The organism is Denitromonas ohlonensis, assembly GCF_007625205.1.
In the GTDB taxonomy this organism is placed as follows: Bacteria; Pseudomonadota; Gammaproteobacteria; order Burkholderiales; family Rhodocyclaceae; genus Nitrogeniibacter; species Nitrogeniibacter ohlonensis.
Genome location: NZ_VMNI01000002.1, coordinates 297,492 through 315,984, shown reverse-complemented (window position 1 = coordinate 315,984; position 18,493 = coordinate 297,492). Strand labels below are relative to the sequence as shown.

General features: G+C 64.7%; 12 protein-coding genes. 5 read left to right on the top strand and 7 right to left on the bottom strand.

Annotated elements, in window-relative coordinates; genetic code table 11:
• Positions 1-1,365, top strand: coding sequence for a sensor histidine kinase (locus FHP89_RS02165; RefSeq protein WP_260851441.1), 1,365 nt, complete (start codon positions 1-3; stop codon positions 1,363-1,365).
• Here the strand turns inward: FHP89_RS02165 and FHP89_RS02160 are convergent.
• Genes FHP89_RS02160 through FHP89_RS02150 form a run of 3 tightly spaced genes read right to left on the bottom strand, consistent with a single transcriptional unit; the run spans position 1,362 to position 8,604 of the window.
• On the bottom strand, positions 1,362-3,824 hold the full coding sequence (locus FHP89_RS02160) for an EAL domain-containing protein (RefSeq protein ID WP_144177083.1): 2,463 nt from the start codon (positions 3,822-3,824) through the stop codon (positions 1,362-1,364). The two genes, FHP89_RS02165 and FHP89_RS02160, sit on opposite strands and share 4 nt — an antisense overlap.
• The gene (locus FHP89_RS02155) at positions 3,821-4,264 is read right to left on the bottom strand and encodes a response regulator (RefSeq protein ID WP_144177081.1); all 444 of its coding nucleotides are present in this window, start codon (positions 4,262-4,264) and stop codon (positions 3,821-3,823) included. The genes FHP89_RS02160 and FHP89_RS02155 overlap by 4 nt, the downstream gene beginning before the upstream one ends.
• Positions 4,261-8,604: a PAS domain-containing protein gene (locus FHP89_RS02150; protein WP_144177079.1), complete on the bottom strand. Its 4,344-nt coding sequence runs from the start codon at positions 8,602-8,604 to the stop codon at positions 4,261-4,263. Before FHP89_RS02150 ends, FHP89_RS02155 begins: the two co-directional genes overlap by 4 nt.
• 332 nt (positions 8,605-8,936) lie before the next feature.
• Here FHP89_RS02150 and FHP89_RS02145 point away from each other — a divergent pair, with 332 nt between their 5' ends.
• From FHP89_RS02145 to FHP89_RS02135, 3 genes are read left to right on the top strand one after another with little or no spacing between them, the layout of a single operon-like run.
• Positions 8,937-9,782 (top strand): SH3 domain-containing protein, encoded by an 846-nt coding sequence (locus tag FHP89_RS02145; protein WP_144177076.1) that lies wholly within the window; start codon positions 8,937-8,939, stop codon positions 9,780-9,782.
• Positions 9,783-9,784: 2 nt separating this feature from the next.
• A complete protein-coding gene (locus FHP89_RS20895) occupies positions 9,785-11,806 on the top strand; it encodes a hypothetical protein (RefSeq protein WP_186300282.1) in 2,022 nt (673 codons plus the stop codon).
• Between the two features lie 10 nt (positions 11,807-11,816).
• A complete protein-coding gene (locus FHP89_RS02135) occupies positions 11,817-12,839 on the top strand; it encodes a hypothetical protein (protein ID WP_144177074.1) in 1,023 nt (340 codons plus the stop codon).
• A gap of 11 nt (positions 12,840-12,850) precedes the next feature.
• On the opposite strand, the gene FHP89_RS02130 is transcribed toward FHP89_RS02135, so the two are convergent.
• Entirely contained in the window at positions 12,851-13,246 is a 396-nt protein-coding gene (locus tag FHP89_RS02130) for a thioredoxin family protein (RefSeq protein WP_144177067.1), read from the bottom strand.
• A gap of 110 nt (positions 13,247-13,356) precedes the next feature.
• On the opposite strand from FHP89_RS02130, the gene FHP89_RS02125 reads away from it, so the two are divergent.
• A complete protein-coding gene (locus FHP89_RS02125) occupies positions 13,357-14,532 on the top strand; it encodes a methyltransferase (protein ID WP_144177059.1) in 1,176 nt (391 codons plus the stop codon).
• Between the two features lie 9 nt (positions 14,533-14,541).
• On the opposite strand, the gene FHP89_RS02120 is transcribed toward FHP89_RS02125, so the two are convergent.
• The 3 genes from FHP89_RS02120 to FHP89_RS02110 form a co-directional block, all read right to left on the bottom strand.
• Complete coding sequence (locus FHP89_RS02120) at positions 14,542-16,341, bottom strand: DEAD/DEAH box helicase (RefSeq protein ID WP_144177054.1); 1,800 nt, start codon at positions 16,339-16,341, stop codon at positions 14,542-14,544.
• Between the two features lie 190 nt (positions 16,342-16,531).
• Positions 16,532-17,944 carry a PhoH family protein gene (locus tag FHP89_RS02115; protein ID WP_144177052.1) on the bottom strand — a complete coding sequence of 471 codons (1,413 nt, stop codon included), beginning with the start codon at positions 17,942-17,944 and terminating at the stop codon, positions 16,532-16,534.
• A gap of 66 nt (positions 17,945-18,010) precedes the next feature.
• Positions 18,011-18,466 carry a peroxiredoxin gene (locus FHP89_RS02110; protein WP_144177050.1) on the bottom strand — a complete coding sequence of 152 codons (456 nt, stop codon included), beginning with the start codon at positions 18,464-18,466 and terminating at the stop codon, positions 18,011-18,013.
• Positions 18,467-18,493 lie beyond the last annotated feature (27 nt).

The window sequence follows — 18,493 nt, the reverse complement described above, 5'->3', positions numbered from 1 at the left end:
GTGTCTAGTCTTCGCCGCCGACTGCTTCGCGCCTTGCTCTTGCCGGGTGTGATTACGTTGATGGGCGGAGTGCTGGCGCACCGCACGGCGATCGACGTCATCGGCGCGGCTTATGACGCGAGCCTGTTGAATCTGGCCGATGGTGTGGCCGAGCGTATCCGGGGCGGCGAGCAGCGGTTGCGGATGGATATCGCCGACGGCGGGGTGGCGCTGTTGCGCTCCGATACGGTGGATACCATTTTCTATCGCGTGCGGCACGATGATGGCACGCTGGTTGCCGGAGAAGGCGATTTGCCGCCGGCCGATGCGATCAGCGTTGACGCACCGCCCGACTACTACGACACCGTCTATCGCGGCCAGGCCATTCGCGGCGTGCGCTTGCATCGGACGGTCGATGGCCGTGGCTTCTATGTCACCGTGGCTGAAACGCTGGGCAAGCGGCAGGCCGCACTTGAGCGGCTGCTGCTGGGCTTTGTAGCGGCGATCGCTGGCTTGGTGGTGGCGGGGGCGGCGATCGTGCGAATTGCCATCCCGTCAGGTTTGTCGCCGCTGGCCGGCCTGAGTGCTCGCCTTGCCGAACGAGGTGGAAACGACTTGAGTTTGATTGATCCGGCCAGCGTGCCGCTCGAACTGCGCGCTTTGGTCGACGCACTCAATGATTTGCTGGGGCGTCTGGCCTCGGCACAGGCACAGCAGCGGGGTTTTCTGCAAGACGCAGCGCATCAGCTGCGCACGCCATTGGCCAATTTGCAGATGCAGGTCGAGTTGCTGGGGGCTGCGCCGGGGCCGCAACAACTCGATCATGTGACCCGTGCGACAGTGCGTGTGACGCGCCTGGCGAATCAACTGCTCGCACTGGCGCGCGCCGAGGCGGGTGAGCGATTGATCCTTGATGCCGCGCCAGTCGATCTCGCGTTCTTGATTGATGACATGCTGGACGACTGGTTGGCGCAGGCTGACCGCAAACAGATTGATCTTGGCGTGCATCGTCAGTCGGCCAGGGTGGTGGGTGACGGAACGCTGCTGCGCGAGCTGATGGCCAATCTGGTGGACAACGCCCTGAAATACGCGCCGACCGGTGGTCGCGTCAGCCTGCATTGCGCGACGCATGCCGGTGGGGTGCTGCTGAGCGTTGAGGACGATGGCCCGGGGATTTCGGCGCAAGAGCGCGAGCGTGTGTTCACCCGTTTCTATCGCACGCCGGGCAGCGCTGGCAGCGGGGTGGGGCTGGGCCTGGCAATTGTTCAGGAGATTGTGCGCGTCCACCGCGGGCTGCTTGAGCTTGAAACGCCCGCGTCGGGGGCGGGGTTGCGGGTTCGGGTCAGTTTGCCGGCGGCGCAGCCCGATGGGGGGGCAGAGCGCTAGGTGTTCGCCGCCTGCGACGCCGCTGCATACCCGCGCGTCAGGGTGTCGGCACTGACCGCCGCACTGAAGTGAAACCCCTGGCCGCGCTGGCAACCTTCGGCCAGCAAAAAGGCGGCTTGATCGGGTGTTTCCACGCCTTCGGCGATGACATCGAGCGACAGGCTCTTGGCCAGTGCGATGATGGCCCGGGTGATGGCCGCGTCGTCGCGGTCGTTGGGGATGTCGCGGACGAACGACTGGTCAATCTTGAGCCGTGTGACCGGCAGGCGCTTGAGGTAAGACAGTGACGAATAGCCGGTGCCGAAATCGTCGATGGCGATCCCGATGCCGAGCTCGCGCAGCTCGTTCAGGCGCGGTATGGCTTCGGCGGCCTGCTGCATGATGAAGCCTTCGGTGACTTCCAGTTCGAGCATCTCGGCCGGGAGTCCGGTGGCGGCGAGGGTGTCGCGGGTCAGGGCGACGAGGTCGCCTCGGCGCAGCTGTGAGGCGGCGATATTGACTCCGATCCGGCCAAACGCCAGGCCGCCATCGCGCCAATCGCTGGCTTGCCGGCATGCCGTTTCGAGAATCCAGCGACCGATGCGCGGCATCATGCCGCTTTCTTCGGCAATCGGGATGAAGGCCGATGGATAGAGCAGGCCTTTGTCGGGATGGGCCCAGCGCACCAGAGCTTCGACGCCGGTGAGCCGGCCGCTGCCCAGGTCGACCTGCGGCTGGTAGTGCAGCACGAACTGATCGAGATCCAGTGCTTTGTGCAGATCGTTTTCGAGGCGAACGCGCTCGGTGGCCTTGAGGGTCAGTTCCGGTGTGTAAAACGCGAAGCCGAAACGCCCTTTGTCCTTGACCTGATACATCGCGGCATCGGCATTGCGGATCAGTTCCGCGGCATCGCCGCCGTCACGCGGGAACACGCTGATGCCAATACTGGCGGTGACAAACTGCTCGCGGTGCTCGATGGCGAAGGGCTGATTGAGCGCGAGCTGAATTTTTTCGGCCACCAGCACAGCGCTGTGGGGCTCCTTGACCTCTTCGAGCAAGACCACAAATTCATCCCCGCCGAGCCGGGCGACGGTGTCGTCGAGCCGGACGCAGTCGCGCAGTCGGCTGGCCACCTGGCGAAGGAGTTCGTCGCCAAAGGGGTGCCCGTAGACATCATTGATGTTCTTGAAGCGATCGAGGTCGAGGAACAGTAGCGCCAGCGACACGCCACTGCGCGTGGCGTGCTCGATGGCGTGCTTGAGGCGCGCATTGAGCAGCATGCGGTTGGGCAGATCGGTGAGCGGGTCGTGGTGCGCCAGGTGCTCCAGCTTCTGGGCAGATTGCTTGACGCGGGTAATGTCCGAGAAGACGCCGGTGTAGAACACGGGCTGGCCGTCATCGTCATAAACGGTGCTGAGCGTCAGCCATTCGGGGTAGATCTCGCCGTTTTTGCGTCGATTCCACATTTCTCCGCGCCATTGTCCGCTCTCTTGCAAGCTGCGCCAGAGCGATTGATAGAACTGGGGCGGATGCTGGCCTGAACGAAGGACGCTGCTGGATTTTCCGATGACTTCGTCGCGTTCGTAGCCGGTGATTTCGGTAAAGGCGCGGTTGACCTCGATGATGTTCGCCGACAAATCGGTAATCATCATCCCTTCCGCGCTGCTTTCAAACACCGCGGCGGCCTGGCGCAGGCGGTCGTCGGCTTGGCGTTGTTCGGTGATGTCTTCCTGAATGCCGACGAAGTGCGTGGTCGCGCCAGCGCTGCTCTTGACCGGCCAGATGCTCATCCGGTTCCAGAATGCGCTGCCGTTCTTGCGATAGTTGCGAACCACCGCCTGGCAGCCTTCGCCTTGCGATAGCGCGGTGTATATCTTGGCGATTTCAGGCTGTTCGCGGTCGTCGCCTTGCAGCACCCGGCAGTTGCGCCCGAGCATTTCGTCGGCCCGGTAGCCGGTGATGGCTTCGAAGGCCGGGTTGAGATAGACCACGGGCATGTCGCCGTCGGCGCGGGTGATGATGACGCCGTTGGTGGCGGCCGATAGCGCACGATCGCGCAACTGGAGCTCGCGTTCGGCATGCAGCTGGGCGCGTCGCGTTGCGGCGGCGTCTACCGCCCGATTGATGGCGGGTACGAGCCGGGTGAGGTTATCTTTGCTGACGAAGTCGGCCACCCCTGCGCGCAGCAGGTCAATGATGGTTTCTTCGCCGATGGTGCCTGAGATGATGATGATCGGCGTTTCAGGGTGGGCCTTTGCCAGCTGGCTGACCGTCTGGCGAATGTCGATGCCTGGCAGGTTGTAGTCGCTAAGGACAATGTTCCAGTGCGCGTCGGGTTTGGCCAGGGCCTGGGCGAGTGCGGCGGGGGTGTCGACCCGGGTGCAATGGCAGGACAGCTGGCTGCGCGCCAGATGACGGACAAGAAGCTGAAAGTCTTGTTCGTCATCTTCAATAACCAGAATCTGAAGTGCCTCCGTCATTCGGTGCTCTTGGGCGGCTCGTTGAGCAGCATCCAGTAAAGGCCGAGCTGGGCGACCGCCTCGGTGAATTCACCGGGGTCGAGCGGCTTGCGCACATAGCTGTTGGCGCCCAGGTCGTAGCTGCGCAGGATGTCCTGCTCTTCGTCGGAGGAGGTCAGCATGACGACCGGGATCTTGTGGGTGCGGGTGTCCTGGCGAAGCTGTTCGAGCACTTCCAGACCGCTGAGCTTGGGGAGGCGTATGTCGAGCAGCACCACGGCCGGGGCGTCGGCGGGACTGCGCTGGGCGTAGGTGTTGCGACAGAAGAGATAGTCGAGCGCTGCCGCGCCATCGCCCACCACGTCGACTTCGTTGACCACGTTGATGCGCTTGAGCGCGCGCAGGGTCAGGCGCAGGTCTTGCGCGTCGTCTTCGACCAGCAGCAGTTTGCGGTGGTTCATTCCGTACTCCCTTCTTGCGGTCCCAAGCTGAACCGGAAACAGGCGCCTTCTCCTGGGCGCCCTTCGCCCTCAATCCAGCCGCCGTGGCGTCGTGTGATTCTTGCTACCGTCGCCAGCCCGATTCCGATACCCGGAAACTCGCTGGGATGGTGCAGGCGCTGGAATGGCTCGAACAGCTTGTTGGCAAAGGCCGGGTCGAAACCCGCGCCGTTGTCCTCGAGACAATATACCCGCTGCCCATTTTGCATGCTACTGGTGAAGTGTATGGTTGCTTGGGTTCGGGTGCTTGTGTATTTCCACGCATTTTCGAGCAAATTTTGCATCACGGTGGCCAGTAGCCGGCTGTCGCCCTGGGCGACGATCGGGCTGTCGCAATGCAAGCTGACCTGGCGCTCCGGCTGGTTGCGCGCGAGCCGGGTATGAATGGATTGTGCCATTTGAGCAAGATCCAGCGTTTGCCTTACCAGGCTTGCCCGGCTGCTGCGAGAGAGTTCCAGCAGGCCGTCGATGAGATCGCCCATCCGGGCGCTGGCCTTGGCGATTTCACCCAGAAAGTCCTGGGCGCCTTCCGGTATCTGGGGGCCGAAGTCTTCATCAAGCGCACGCTGGAAGCCTTGGATGGCGCGAAGTGGTGCTCGCAGGTCGTGCGAGGCCGCGTAGGTGAAGGCTTCGAGTTCGGCATTGGTGGCTTTGAGCTCTGCCGTGCGTTGCTCGACCCGTTGTTCCAGTTCGTCGTGGGCGTGTTGCAGTGCGTTGGTCGCCAACACCCGGTCGGTGATGTCGAGCACCGTGCCGCGCATGAACACGGACCTGTCGGCGGGTTCGGTCTCGATCTGGCCTTGTGCAAACAGCCATCGGAGCTCACCGTTTGGCCGGGTGAGACGGAATTCTTCCTGAAACGGAATGGCATCGCGCAGGGCCCCCTTGAAGGCTGAATCGACACGCGCGGTGTCTTCGACGTGGACGGCGCTGAGAAACAAGCCATAAGTTGGAGGTTGTGCCTTAGCGTCGAGACCAAACAGTCGAAAAATTTCGTCGGACCAGCGAATTTCACCAGAGGTGATATTCCAGACGAAACTGCCCAGATGCGCCTGCTCCTGCGCTTCGGCCAGCTCGCGTTGTTGTCGACTGAGCATTTGCTCGGCGTGCTTGCTCTCGGTGATGTCTTCGCCAAAAGCCTGGAATGTGATGACTTCCCCCTTGGCATTGCAGATGGCGCGGTTGGTCCAGCGCTGCCAGCGGACATTGCCACTGCTGTCTATCACCTTGAGCTCGTGGGTCTTGAGCGGCGTGCTGGCGCTGAGCGACATGAAATGCTGGCGAACCTGGTTGCGATTCTCGGGGGGGATCAGGTCGAGCAGGTTGCGGCCGATCAGGGCTTCTCGTGGTTTGCCGAAGTACTCGCAGTAGGCATCGTTGACGAATTCGATGGTGCCGTCGGCGCGATTTCGGCAGAGCAGGATGGGTAGGTCTTCGACCACCGAGCGGTATCGGATTTCGCTGGTGCGCAGGGCCTGAATGGCCGTATGCAGGTCGATGGTGGTGGTCATGCGACGCGCGGCTTCGGAAAAAAGGCGCTGTTCGTTGGGGGACCACTCGCGCGCACTGCGGCATTGGTGGAGGCCCATCGCCCAGGCGGGGCCGGTTGCCGGGTGCAGGGCCACGATCATCAGTGAGCACACATCGAAGTCGGCTTTCATGGCGGCCAGCACTGGCGAGCTTTGTTCGTCGATCAGCGCGATGGGGACGTCGCTGGCGAGTATTGTGCGACAGAGTGCGGCAATCTCGGGGGTCATCGGCAGATCGGTGTTCCGTGCGCCGGCACCGGGATAGTCGGGGCGTGTGGCCTCGATCGGAATTCGCCACGTTGGGGCGTCCGGATCACAGGGGGTGAGCAGCCAGCAGCGGTCGCAGTCGAACATCTCGAGAATCGCGGCGGTGCCACGGTTGAGCATGTCGTCCATGTTGCTGCTGGCGTGCAGTGCGGTGTCGAGTTGCTCCAGCGATTCGAGAAAATGGATGTGTTCATGGCGGGCCGCGTCGGCGCGCACCCGCTCGGAAATATCGAAGGTGATGCCGAGGTAGCCCGTGACCTGGCCGTCGGCGTCACTGAGCGCTTCGGCTGCGCCAAACACCCAGGTGCTGTCGCCGCCCGGGCGTTGAAAGCGGTACTCGGCGTGAAATGGTTGTCGTGTGTCGACCAGCGACTGCCAGGCTGCGACGATGCGATCGCGATCCGCCGGATGCAGGGACTGCACCCAGCCGTCGCCGAGGGCCTGTTCAAGGTCCATGCCGGCAATCGCGCACCATCGTGGGTTGCCGTAAGTCATTCGCCCTTGCGTGTCGGCGTGATAGATGCCGACCGGTGCGAGCGCCGTAATGGCGCGAAAACGGGCTTCGCTGTCGCGGATGCGGCGCTCGGCGAGTCTTTGTTCGGTGACGTCTATTGATGAGCCGAGCACGCGGACCGGGGTTTCATCCGGGTCGGAAATGCGTTGCCCCTGCACATGGAGCCAGGCCGTCTGGCCGTCACGGCGCAACACGCGATGGTCCAGCTTGATGGTGTCGGTGTCGCCGTCGGTGATGCGCTTGAGCGCGTTAAGGAGTTCCTGGGCGTCGTCGTCGGGCAGGCGCGACAAAAACGCGCTGAGCGTGCCGGGTGGGGCGTTGGGCGCCTCACCGATCAAGCGTGCGAGATTGGCATCGGCCAGCAAACGGCCCTCGCCGGGCCAGATTTCCCAGGTTGCCGAGTTGCTGATTCGCGCTGACAGCGCATATCGCCGCCCCATGTCGCGCAATTCGGTGATGTCGGCGGTGACGCCAAATAGCTTGACGGGTTGTCCGTGCTCGTCAAAAGAGACTTGGCCGATGGTTTTGAGATCGCGCCGCTCGCCGTTGTCGTAGCGATGAAGGGCGAACTCACATTCGAGAATTCCGCTTTCGAAGGCGGCTTCCTGGGCACGTTGCACACGCTGGCGGTCTTCGGCGATGACATGCGTCAACCAGTCCTCGTGGCGTGGCGGGCGGGTCCCTATGGCGAGCCCGTGGATGCGCAGCAATTCGTCCGAAAAGCGCGCCTCACCCGTGGCCGGCGTCCACTCCCACCAGCCCACATGAGCGAGGGCCTGCGCATTTTCAAGTTTCTGGTTGAGCGCCTGGAGGGCGAGTTCGTCTGCTTTGCGCGCGGAGATGTCGTTGTGGGTGCCGACGACGCGCGCCGGACGGCCCGCACTGTCCCACTCGACGGTTTTGCCTTTCCGTCGAATCCAGCGGTCCGTGCCATCGGCGTGCCGCATGCGAATCTCGATGTCGAAGGGCGGCGCACCGACCTGGCGCTGCGCACTCATGTGCTGCTCGAAAATGGCGCGGTCGTCGGGGTGAATGAGGCTCAGGCAGTCTGCCAGTGTTATTGATTCGCTTTGTGCGGGGTAGCCCAGTTGTGTGAAATAGCGCGCACTGCCACGGCAGGTGTCGTGGGTCAGATCCCAATCCCAGACGCCGCCCTCGGCGGCATCCAGAGCGAAGCTCAGGCGGGCTTCACTGTCGCGCAGCGCTTTTGCCGTGGCATGGCTGTCGGTGATGTCGCGCACCACGGCGATGACTTGCGCACTGTCGTCGAGCTGGCACAGTCGTGCCTCGAAGCGTCGCGTCTGGCCGGCAACGTCCAGTGCGTAATCGAAGCTGACCATCTCGCCGCTGTCGGCCATCTGCGCCAGCTTGGCGCTGAACTGCCGGGCGGTGGCCTCGGGCATCACGTCCTGCATGCGTTTGCCGAGAAAGTACTCGGGCGGCGTGTACAGATCGTCGTCGGTTCGCGCGCGATAGTCGATGATTGTGCCGTCTTGGCGCATTCTGAAAAACAGATCGGGCAGGGCCGAGAAGACGGAGTCCAGCACGCGGTCGCTGTACCGTACCTCGTTGAGCGCCTTGCGCAGCGAGATGTCGCTGGACTCGAGCGCCAGCGCTGATCGGGTCATGCTCCGGCCCGAAAAATGGCGCAGCAACTCGCGTTCACCGACCAGGCCGATCAGGCCGCCGGTGTCGTCAATCAGCACCAGCGCGTGGACCGAACTGTGCTGAAGGCGGTGGAGACCGGTGGCGCAGTCTGCACGGGCATCAATGCACTCGGCGGGCCCCATGCGCTCGCCCACCGTGCTGGTCGGCGTCAGGGGTGGGGCAAGCAACATCGCCGCAGTCAGCACGCCGACCGGGCGGTCTCCGTCAATGACCACCAGAATGCCGCGCTCAGCGACAAGTCCGCAGACATCGGTCGCAAGCGTGTCTGGCGTGGCGACCGGGAAGTCGCCAGTGCACAGTTCGGCAAGGGTAGATGCGTCCATGATGTCGGCCTGCGCCTCCTGGCGGCGAGTACACACACCTAGGATAGTGCTATTCCATCGTGTTGGGCGAGACAGGTGAGCCTCGCGATGTTGTCAATCCGCGGGGGCGGCTGGCTTGTATTCGCGAATCGTGATTTCTATAGTCAATCTATAAGAAATACGTGTTGGTGTTCGGCGTCGGCGGTGTTGAGGGTGTTGCTCAAACCCTGGTTCTCGCGCTTCCTTGTCATGAATGTCGAACGGGTGGGCGTCGACGGCAGCCTGAAGTCGCATGGGGGCCGCCATGGCGTTGTCCCGGGCTGTGATGCCGGGTGTTTGAGGGAGATGCACTCATGTCGCCACAGAAACATCTCACCGTTATTGCGACATCGATCGCGCTCGGAGTGGGGGGCTGCGCCACCAACGGCGAAGGCGGCATGTCCAAGCAGACCATGGGGTCGGTGCTGGGGGCGGTGGGCGGCGCGATCCTGGGCAGCCAGGTCGGCAAGGGCTCGGGGCGGAATCTGGCCATCCTTGCCGGCGCCCTGGCCGGTGGCGCCTTGGGCAACTGGCTGGGCGCCAAGCTGGACGAACGTGATCGTCAAGCCCTGGCCGCGAGCACGCAGGACGCGCTGGATTCGGGCAGGACCGTGGCGTGGCAATCCACGCACAGCGGTGCCAGCGCGACGATTGCACCCGTGTCGAGCAAGACCGTGAGCTCGCAGCAGACCATTCGCCGTGCGCCAAAGATCGCGACGGTGCAGAACATGGCCGTCATCAACCAGCCCTACCAGGCCATCAAATCGTCCAATTTGCGCGCCGAGCCCGGGACGCAGGGCGAGAAGGTCGGCGGTTTCCTGGCCGGGCAAACCTTTACCGCGCTCGGGCGTACCGACAATGACTGGATCGCCGTCGGCCGCAAGGGGGTGACAATCGGCTATGTCTATGGCCCGCTGGTCGGTCCGGTGCCGATGCAGGCCAAGGACGCGCCAACTGATCTCGATGCCATCTCGGCCGACACCGCCAGTGCGCAGGGCTTTGATCTGGACAGCATTGAACCGAGTGCCGCGGTGACCGAGCAGGTGGCGGTCAAGACAACGTGTCGGACGGTCGACTATCGAGTGAAGACCGCGGACGGCGAAGAAAGCAAAACCGTTGATGCCTGTCAGAGCGCCGACGGCGCCTGGCAGCTGAGCTGAGCATGCTTGGCGGCCGCAGCGCGCGCTGGTGGCTGGCGGCCGCGCTCGGTCTGGTGGCCACCAATGCACTGGCGGACAGCTACCGGCTGGCGTTCTCCAAGTCGGAAAACATCGAAATTTTCGTCGAGCATGCCGCGGGTACGCCGTGGTGTGCGCCGCATCTGTCCTTGCGCGCGGTGCATGGCGGCAGCCCCGATACGGCCGCGCTGGCCCGGTTGCTGCCCAAGCTCGGCGCGCTGCTCAACAGCCAATGCCCCAAAGCCACCGCGCTTGATTGGGTGAGTACCGACACGAATGGTCGGCCGGTGGCGAACGGGACAAGCAGCAAGACCGACCTGTGGGCGCTGCGTGTCACGCCCGCAGCGGCGGTGCCGCCGGTTGCGGCGGCGCCCCCGACGCCGCTGCCCGAACCGGCCCCCGCGCCGACGCCCGTCCCCATACCCGCACCCGAACCGCCCGCGCCGACGCCGCAACCGACGCCGCAACCGACGCCGCAACCGACGCCGCAACCGACGCCGCAACCGACGCCGCAACCGACGCCGACTCCGCGCCCTGAACCCGTGCCGAGCCCGCCACCCGCACCGATTGCGGCGCCTGTGCCGGCCCCCGCAGCGGCAGCGCCAGTAGCGCCGGTCGCGGCACCGGCAGCGCAGCCGACGCCCGCGCCGGTCGCCACGCCGCCCTCCGCGCCGGTCGCCACGCCGCCCGCCGCCGTCGCGCCGATGCTCGCCGATTTCGCCATCGGCGGCTGGAAGCCCGGCGATGGTTCGCGGACGGGGCCGCTGGCCGAGGCCTTGAGCGAAATGAAGGACCAGAACGGGTGTCGGGTGCTGACGCGGATTGATACGCGCACCGACATGAATTTCGTCACCTTGAAGTCGGTGGATTTGACCTGCGGCACCGACGGCTATGCCAGCGGCCCGGGCCGGCTGACGCTGGAGCGATCGGATGGCGTGCCGATCGCGCGAACCAGCCAGCTCTGGTTTTCCGGCGGCATTCCCTTCACGCAGGAGGTGAAGGCCACCCGTCTGGCGGCGACCGATAAACAGAACACCTTGTGGTTCCATCTGGCCAGTGATGTCGACACACGCACGCACTTTTTGCTGCGGGCGCGGGCCACCCACTACGGCGGCATCGGTGTGTGGCAGATCGATCCGCAGATCGACGCGCTGACCGATCAGGCCGATCGCTTCCGTCAGGCTGAGGCGATCCGTCACGCCGTGGATGCGGCCATCGTGGCGCTCGACGCGGCCGACGTGACGCGCGCGTCGCGGGCCAATCTGGTGTTTTCCAGCGAATTTGAACGGGGTACGGCCGCCGGGGACGCCAACCACCTGCTGTATTCGATCAGCGTCTGGCGCGGCCGGGACCGGCGCAGCAAGGCGTGGGGGCCGTGGCAATACAACTTGCAGCAGGCCAATAACTATCTGTTCCAGCGCGATGCCCGTCTGGCCCGGCAAAAGCAGATGGAAGAACAGCGCGCCGAGCAGCAGCGCCGGTATGCCGAGCAGCGCGAGGCGCAGCGTCTGCGGATGGAGCAGGCGCGCGTGGTGGCTGAGCAGCGTCGCAACCTGCAGACCTATCAACAACTGGTTGATGAAGCGACCCGCGACCCGCAGCGCCTGCGCAGTCGCCTGGAGTCAGACCTTGCCTACCAACCGCTGTCCGGCGGCACGTATGCCACGCTGGTGGCCGGCGGCAAGCGCAAGATTCAGCGCATTGTGCGGGTCGATGGCAGTGACGGGGAGGATGCGGAAGTCGATTGGCCCTACGCCATGCGCCTGACCGGAAAGCGCGACCTGCCCTCGGGGTGGTACCGCGTCGATGGCGAAGTGACCCTGGACGCCAAGCGCCGCGACGACGAGGGCTTGCCGCTGACGCTGTTGAGCGCGCAGACGGTGATGCCGTGCAAGAACGAGGGCTGCACCGATCTGCTCGACCCCCTGGCCGTCACCCGTATGACGCTCGGCCAACCCGAATGGACGCCCGAGGCCGCGCAGGCGGATCTCCAGCGCCAGCAATGAGGCGCACGCAATGGCGATGGAACAACGCAAACTGATGATGATTGGCGGTGGCGCGGTGGTGGCGCTCGTGGTCGGTTGGATGGTCTTGTCGAATGTGGCGGCGTCCAAGGCCGAAGCGGCAATCAACGGCGCGCTCGATCAGCACGGCATGCGCGGTCAGGTGTCGTGGCAGGGCGTCTCGGCGTCGCCGCTGGGCGGCAGCGTACATTTGGACGACGTGCGTATCGAAGAGGTACCGGGTGCGGGCGTGGTGCACATCGTACGGGTGGATATTGATGATTTTGTCGATGAGCCACGGCGCAAGCGGGCCGAGCTGCGGATGAGCGGTGTCGCTACCAGCGACGGGTTCAGCCCCTTGGGCGATGTGGCGTTCGTCCAGGCCAGCGGGCGTTCGCAGTTGCCGCCGGCCACCATCGTGATGCAGTGGCGCATGGATCTGGATGACGACACGCTGACCCTGGCCTTGGAAGTGGATCAGCCCGAAGTGATGAAGGCGCGTCTTGACCTGGCGCTTGAGCGCGTTGCTGCGCTCGCGCGATTGTCCGACGGCGGGGCGGCCCCCTCTGCGTTCGCCATGCCTGGCGCGGGTGGGCCGCGCGGGCGCCGTGGTGGCCCGCCGCCGGGGCTGGGGATGGCCTTCCAGATGCTCGAATTGATGGGTGAGGTGCGGCTCAAGCAGCTTGAGGCAGCCCTGCATGACGACGGCTACATCAAGCGCAGCATCGCGTTGCACAAGCGCTACGCGATTCCGGTGTTGCCGACCGAAGGCAAGGCGGCGACGCAGCGCGATGCGCGCTTCAAGTCCGATATCGACGCGGCGCAGCGTGACTGTGAAAAGGACTTGCCGGTGACCGATGTGGGTGATCGCAAAAAGGCCTGCGCCACGCTGATCGAGTTCATCAGCGGCGAGGACGACAGCATTCGGCTGACGCTCAGTCCGGAGCGCTCGGTGTCGCTCTCGGAGCTGATGGAGCAGGCCATGCAGGCGCCGGCCCGGCTGGCGCCCTTGCTGCGTCCTGAGATCGGTTCCTGAGTCGCGCCCGTTCAGCCAGCCTGCATTCGCAGCAGTTCACGCAGATCGAGTGGCACGCTTTCACCGGGGCGGCGCGCGTCGCCAGAGGCGTTGAGCAGGGTTTCCAGCGTGCGTTGGAGATGGCCCGGGTAGGGCAGCATGGTGCCGAGAAAACGGACGGCATCGTCCTGCTGGATCATGATCGTCGGGAAGTTTTCGATGTCCATGTCGTCGGCCCAGTCGGCATGGGTTTCGATGTCCACCCACAGAAACGCCGCCTGCGGAAACTGCGCCTGCATGGATGCGAAGCTGTCGTGATAGTCGCGGCAGGTGCCGCACCATTCGGCGCACAGGCAGGCCACCAGCCACTCGCGCGAGAGGGCGTCGGTGACGGCGGCGGGGTCGGCTAGATCGACGAGGGCGTTCATGGGCTGTGTGGCGATGGGTCCGGGCCTCCCGCTTATACCGTATCTGCCGCGGACGCGCCATGTTGCCGTCGGGCTTGCCAGCCGCAGCCAAGGGCGTATCGTTCGCGGCCATGAATCTTCCCGATCGTTTCTTCGCCCTGCAGCATTGTCTGGACGTCCATGCCGACCTCTGGCGTCCGCGGCCGTTCTGTGTCGAGGCGCCCGACTGGGTGGCGCGCTATCCGGCGCTCGCCGCGGACGTGCTGGCCTTGTCCGATGATGCGGTGGCTGCGCTGGCAGCCGATGACGCCGCACGTCTGGCCTGGGTGGCGTCGCGCGTGCCGGCCTTGGCTGACTTGCCCGCCTTGACGACGGTGCCGCGATGCGAGCCACGGCCGTTGCCACCCTGCGATGCGCATTTCGATTGGGCGATTCCGGGGCGCAAGCGTGAGCAGATCGAAGCCTTCGCGGCCGCGCTCGATCCGGTCGAGGCGCCGGTGCTGGAGTGGTGCGCCGGCAAGGGGCATCTCGGCCGACGCCTGGCGATGCAGGGCGCGGGCGCGGTGACCAGTCTGGAAATCGACCCCGCGCTGTGTGCCCAGAGTGCCTTGCTGGCCACGCGCGCGCGGCTGGCGCAACACATGGTCTGCGCCGATGCCTTGTCGGCGGACGGGCAGGCGCGCGTGGCGACGCATCATGTGGTGGCCTTGCACGCCTGTGGCGAATTGCATCGCAGCCTGGTGCGCGGCGCGGCAGCGGGTGCGGCGGCGGGGTTCAGTATTGCGCCGTGCTGTTACGACCGGGGCGTGACGGGCGACTTCCTGCCGGTATCGACCGCCGCGACGCTGAGGCTGGATGCGGGCGATTTGCGTCTGGCGATCACCGAGTCGGTGACGGCCACTGAGCGCGAACGACGCCAGCACGCGCAGGACAGCGCGTTCAAGCTGGGTTTCATCGCGCTGCGCGCAGCGGTCGACGGCGGTGAGTATCGCCCGTTCCGGCCGGTGCCGGCGGCGTGGGTGCGTTCAGGTTTTGAAGGCTTTTGCCGGCAATTGGCCGCGCGCGAAGTGGTGGTGTTACCCGCTGCGGTGAATTGGGATGAATGGCAGGTAGTCGGCTGGGCGCGTCATGCGCAGGTGCTGCGCTACGACCTGGTACGCCATGTGTTTCGACGGGCGCTGGAGATGTGGCTGGTGGGGGATCTGGCGCTCGGCCTGGAGGCGGCAGGCTACCGGGTGAGGCTCGGGGTGTTCTGCGATCGGGCGATCACGCCGCGCAACCTGCTGGTGCAGGCTGCGCGGGCTTAGTTCGCGAGATTACTCTTTTGGGCGCTTGATGAAGGGCTTGCCGCCTTTGAAGGGCTTCTTGCCCGGCGCGCCCGGCCCACCCGGACGCTTGCTCGCGCCCGGCTTGGTGCCAAAACGCTTGGCCGGCATCGGCGTCGAGTCGTCGGCTTGAATTTGCAGCGCCTGCTGGCACACGCGGGTGCGCTTCAGTGTGGCGAGCGTTTCGTTGGACAGGTCGCTCGGCAGTTCGACCAGGCTGAAGTCGTCGAACAGGTGAATCTGACCGATCTGACCGCCTGACAGGCCGCCTTCGTTGGCGATGGCGCCGACGATTTCTTTGGGCGTGACGCCGTGCTGGCGACCGACTTCGATACGGTAGGGGCGCAGCTTGCCATCGGCCGCGTCGCGGCGACGGCCGGGGGCTTCGTCGCGCTTCTCGCGCGGCGCGCGGGCGTCCGGTGCGCGGAGTTCACTGGTGGTGGGCAATTCGCCGCCCTTGGCGTTGTCGAGTTGCAGCGGCTTGTCGCGCTGGGCGATGAAGGCCAGGGCGGCGGCGATGGAGTGCGCCTTCAGTTCGTTTTCGTCGCGCAGCTGGCCGACGACTTCCATGAAGAAGTGCAGCTCTTCCTTCTCCAGGACGTCGAGGACTTCCTGCTTGAACTTGGAGACGCGACGATCGGCCATTTCGCTGCGCGTGGGCAGGGTGAGCAGGGCGATCTTCTGGCGGGTGGCGTGCTCGATGGCGCGCAGCATGCGCTGTTCGCGCGCCGTGATGAACAGGATCGCGTGACCGGTGCGCCCGGCACGGCCGGTGCGGCCGATACGGTGCACATAGGCCTCGGTGTCGTAGGGCACGTCGTAGTTGATAACGTGGCTGACGCGCGGCACGTCGATGCCGCGGGCGGCGACGTCGGTGGCGACGACGATGTCGATCTGGCCCGATTTGAGCTGGCTGATCACCCGCTCGCGCAGGCCCTGGGTCATGTCACCGTTGAGCGCAGCGGCGGCGTGGCCGCGGGCTTCGAGTTTGTTGGCCAGCTCGTCGGTGGCCACCTTGGTGCGTACGAAAACGATGGCCGCGTCGAGCTCTTCTTCGGCTTCGAGGATGCGGGTCAGGACGTCGAGCTTGTCGTGGCCGCGCACCATCCAGTAGCTCTGGCGGGTGGTCGACACGGTGCTGGTGGCCGATTTGATCTTGATTTCGATCGGGTTGCGCTGGTGGCGCTGGGCCACGCTGCGAATGATCGAGGGCATGGTGGCCGAGAACAGCGCGGTCTGGCGGGTGCTCGGGGTGTGGCTGAGAATCCATTCCACGTCTTCGATGAAGCCCATGCGCAGCATCTCGTCAGCTTCGTCGAGCACCATCACTTTGAGTTCGTCGAGCTTGAGGCTGCCGCGCTTGAGGTGGTCCATCAGGCGGCCCGGCGTGCCCACGATGACCTGCGCGCCGCGCGTGAGCTGACGCAGCTGAACGACCATGCTCTGGCCACCGTAGAGCGGCACCACATGGAAGTCGCGCAGGTAACGGGCGTAGGTCTGGAAGGCTTCGGCCACCTGGATGGCGAGCTCGCGGGTGGGGGTCAGCACCAGAATCTGTGGGGTGCGACGTGTGACGTCGATGCGTTCGAGTGCGGGCAGCGCAAAGGCGGCGGTTTTACCGGTGCCGGTCTGGGCTTCGCCAAGCACGTCGCCGCCGGCCATCAGGTGGGGAATACACGCCGCCTGGATGGGCGAGGGGGTTTCGTAGCCGATTTCTGACAAGGCAGTCAGAACGGGGGCGGATAGCCCCAGGGCGGCGAAGGTAGTAGGTGTCGGGTCGGACGTTGTCATGCGAGTCTCGTGGTTTCAGGCATCCCCGGACGCAACGGGCGACGGGAAAACCGATCAGTATCCTCGATAACGCGCTGAAAGTAAAATGAATTCCTAGGATGGTGCAGTGCACCGTGGTTGAGGCGCGCGGTGCGCTATTCCGTCGTCTTGACGGACGCACCGGCCGTGGTGGCCGGCGCGTTGCGCGGGTTTAGAGCACTTCGGCTGCGTGATCTGCCAGGCGCGAGCGTTCGCCCCGTTGCAGGGTGATGTGGCCCGAGTGCGGCCAGCCTTTGAAGCGATCGACGACAAAGGTCAGGCCGGAGCTGCCTTCGGTGAGGTAGGGCGTGTCGATCTGGGCAATGTTGCCGAGGCAGACCACCTTGGTGCCGGGGCCGGCGCGGGTGACGAGCGTCTTCATTTGCTTGGGTGTGAGGTTCTGCGCTTCATCGATGATCAGAAACTTGTTGATGAAGGTGCGCCCGCGCATGAAGTTGAGGCTCTTGACCTTGACCCGCGAGCGGATGAGGTCGTGCGCCGCGGCGCGGCCCCATTCGCCGCCCTCGTTGGTGGCGCCGTTGAGTACATCGAGGTTGTCTTCGAGCGCGCCCATCCACGGCGTCATCTTTTCTTCCTCGGTGCCGGGCAGGAAGCCGATGTCTTCGCCGACCGGTACCGTCACCCGGGTCATGATGATTTCGCTGTAGCGCTTCGCGTCGAGCACCTGGGTGAGGCCGGCGGCGAGTGTCAGGAGCGTCTTGCCGGTGCCGGCCTGGCCGAGCAGGGTGACGAAATCGATCTCGGGATTCATCAGCAGGTTGAGCGCGAAGTTCTGCTCGCGGTTGCGCGCGGTGATGCCCCAGATGTTGTTCTTTTGATGGCTGAAGTCGGTGAGCGTTTCGAGCACCACGGTGGGGCCGTCGCACTCGGTGACCCAGGCATCGAAGGGTGGCTCGGAGGTGGTGTCGAAAACGAATTCGTTGTGGCTGAGTGAGTCGGCCAGGGGGCCGCGCAAGCGGTAGTAGGTGCTGCGCTCGTCCTTCCAGGACTCGAGGTTGGCGCCGTGGGTTTCCCAGAAATCGGCGGGTAGCTCGCGCGCACCGGAGTACAGCAGGTCGGTGTCTTCGAGAACCTTGTCGTTGAAGTAGTCCTGCGCATCCAGCCCGAGCGCGCGTGCCTTGATGCGCATGTTGATGTCTTTCGACACCAGAATGACGGGCCGCTTGGGGAAGCGTTTGGCGAGGAAGCTGACCACCGCAAGGATGTGATTGTCGCCGCGGCCAGTGGGCAAACCCGGCGGCAGATGCAGGTCGATGGCTTCGGTTTGCAGATACAGCCGGCCGGTGGCTTGACGGCGAGACGGTTCGGTGAGGTCGATGCCTTCGTCGATGCCGTTGGGGCAGGCGCGGACGATTTCGTCCATCATGCGGCTGGCCTGACGCGCGTTGCGGGCCACTTCCGACATGCCTTTCTTGTTTCCGTCGAGCTCCTCCAGCGTCATGATCGGGACGTAGAGGTCGTGCTCTTCAAAGCGGTACAGGCTGGTGGGGTCGTGCATCAGCACGTTGGTGTCGAGGATGAACAGCTTGGTTTTCACAGACTTCGATGCGCGTTTGGTGACCATGCGGGCTCCGGCAGGGAATCGGTGTTCTGAGGCCCGGTCCACATCTGTGCCGGGCCGGCCATGAGGTTAAAGCGACTGGACGAAGTTGAGCACCTCCTCGGCGTGCGTATTCACTTTGACTTTGCGCCACTCGCGCCGCACGACGCCTTCGCGGTCGATGACGAAGGTGCTGCGTTCGATGCCGCGCACTTGCTTGCCGTACATGTTCTTCATCTTGATGACGTCAAACGCCTGGCAGGCGACTTCGTCGGCGTCTGACAACAGATCAAACGGCACGTCGAGCTTGGCCTTGAAGTGTTCATGCGACTTGAGGCTGTCGCGCGAGACGCCCAGCACCACGCAGCCGGCCTCGGCAAACTTCGGGTGAAGCACGCCAAAATCGCGGGTCTCGGTGGTGCAGCCGGGGGTGTTGTCTTTGGGGTAGAAGTAGAGCACCACGGTTTTGCCGTGCAGGTCGGCGAGCCGGATGGTCTGGTCGCCAGTGGCGGGCAGGGTGATGTCGGGGGCTGCTTGGTCGATCATGCATGCTCCTGTCGGTGAAGGCTTCAC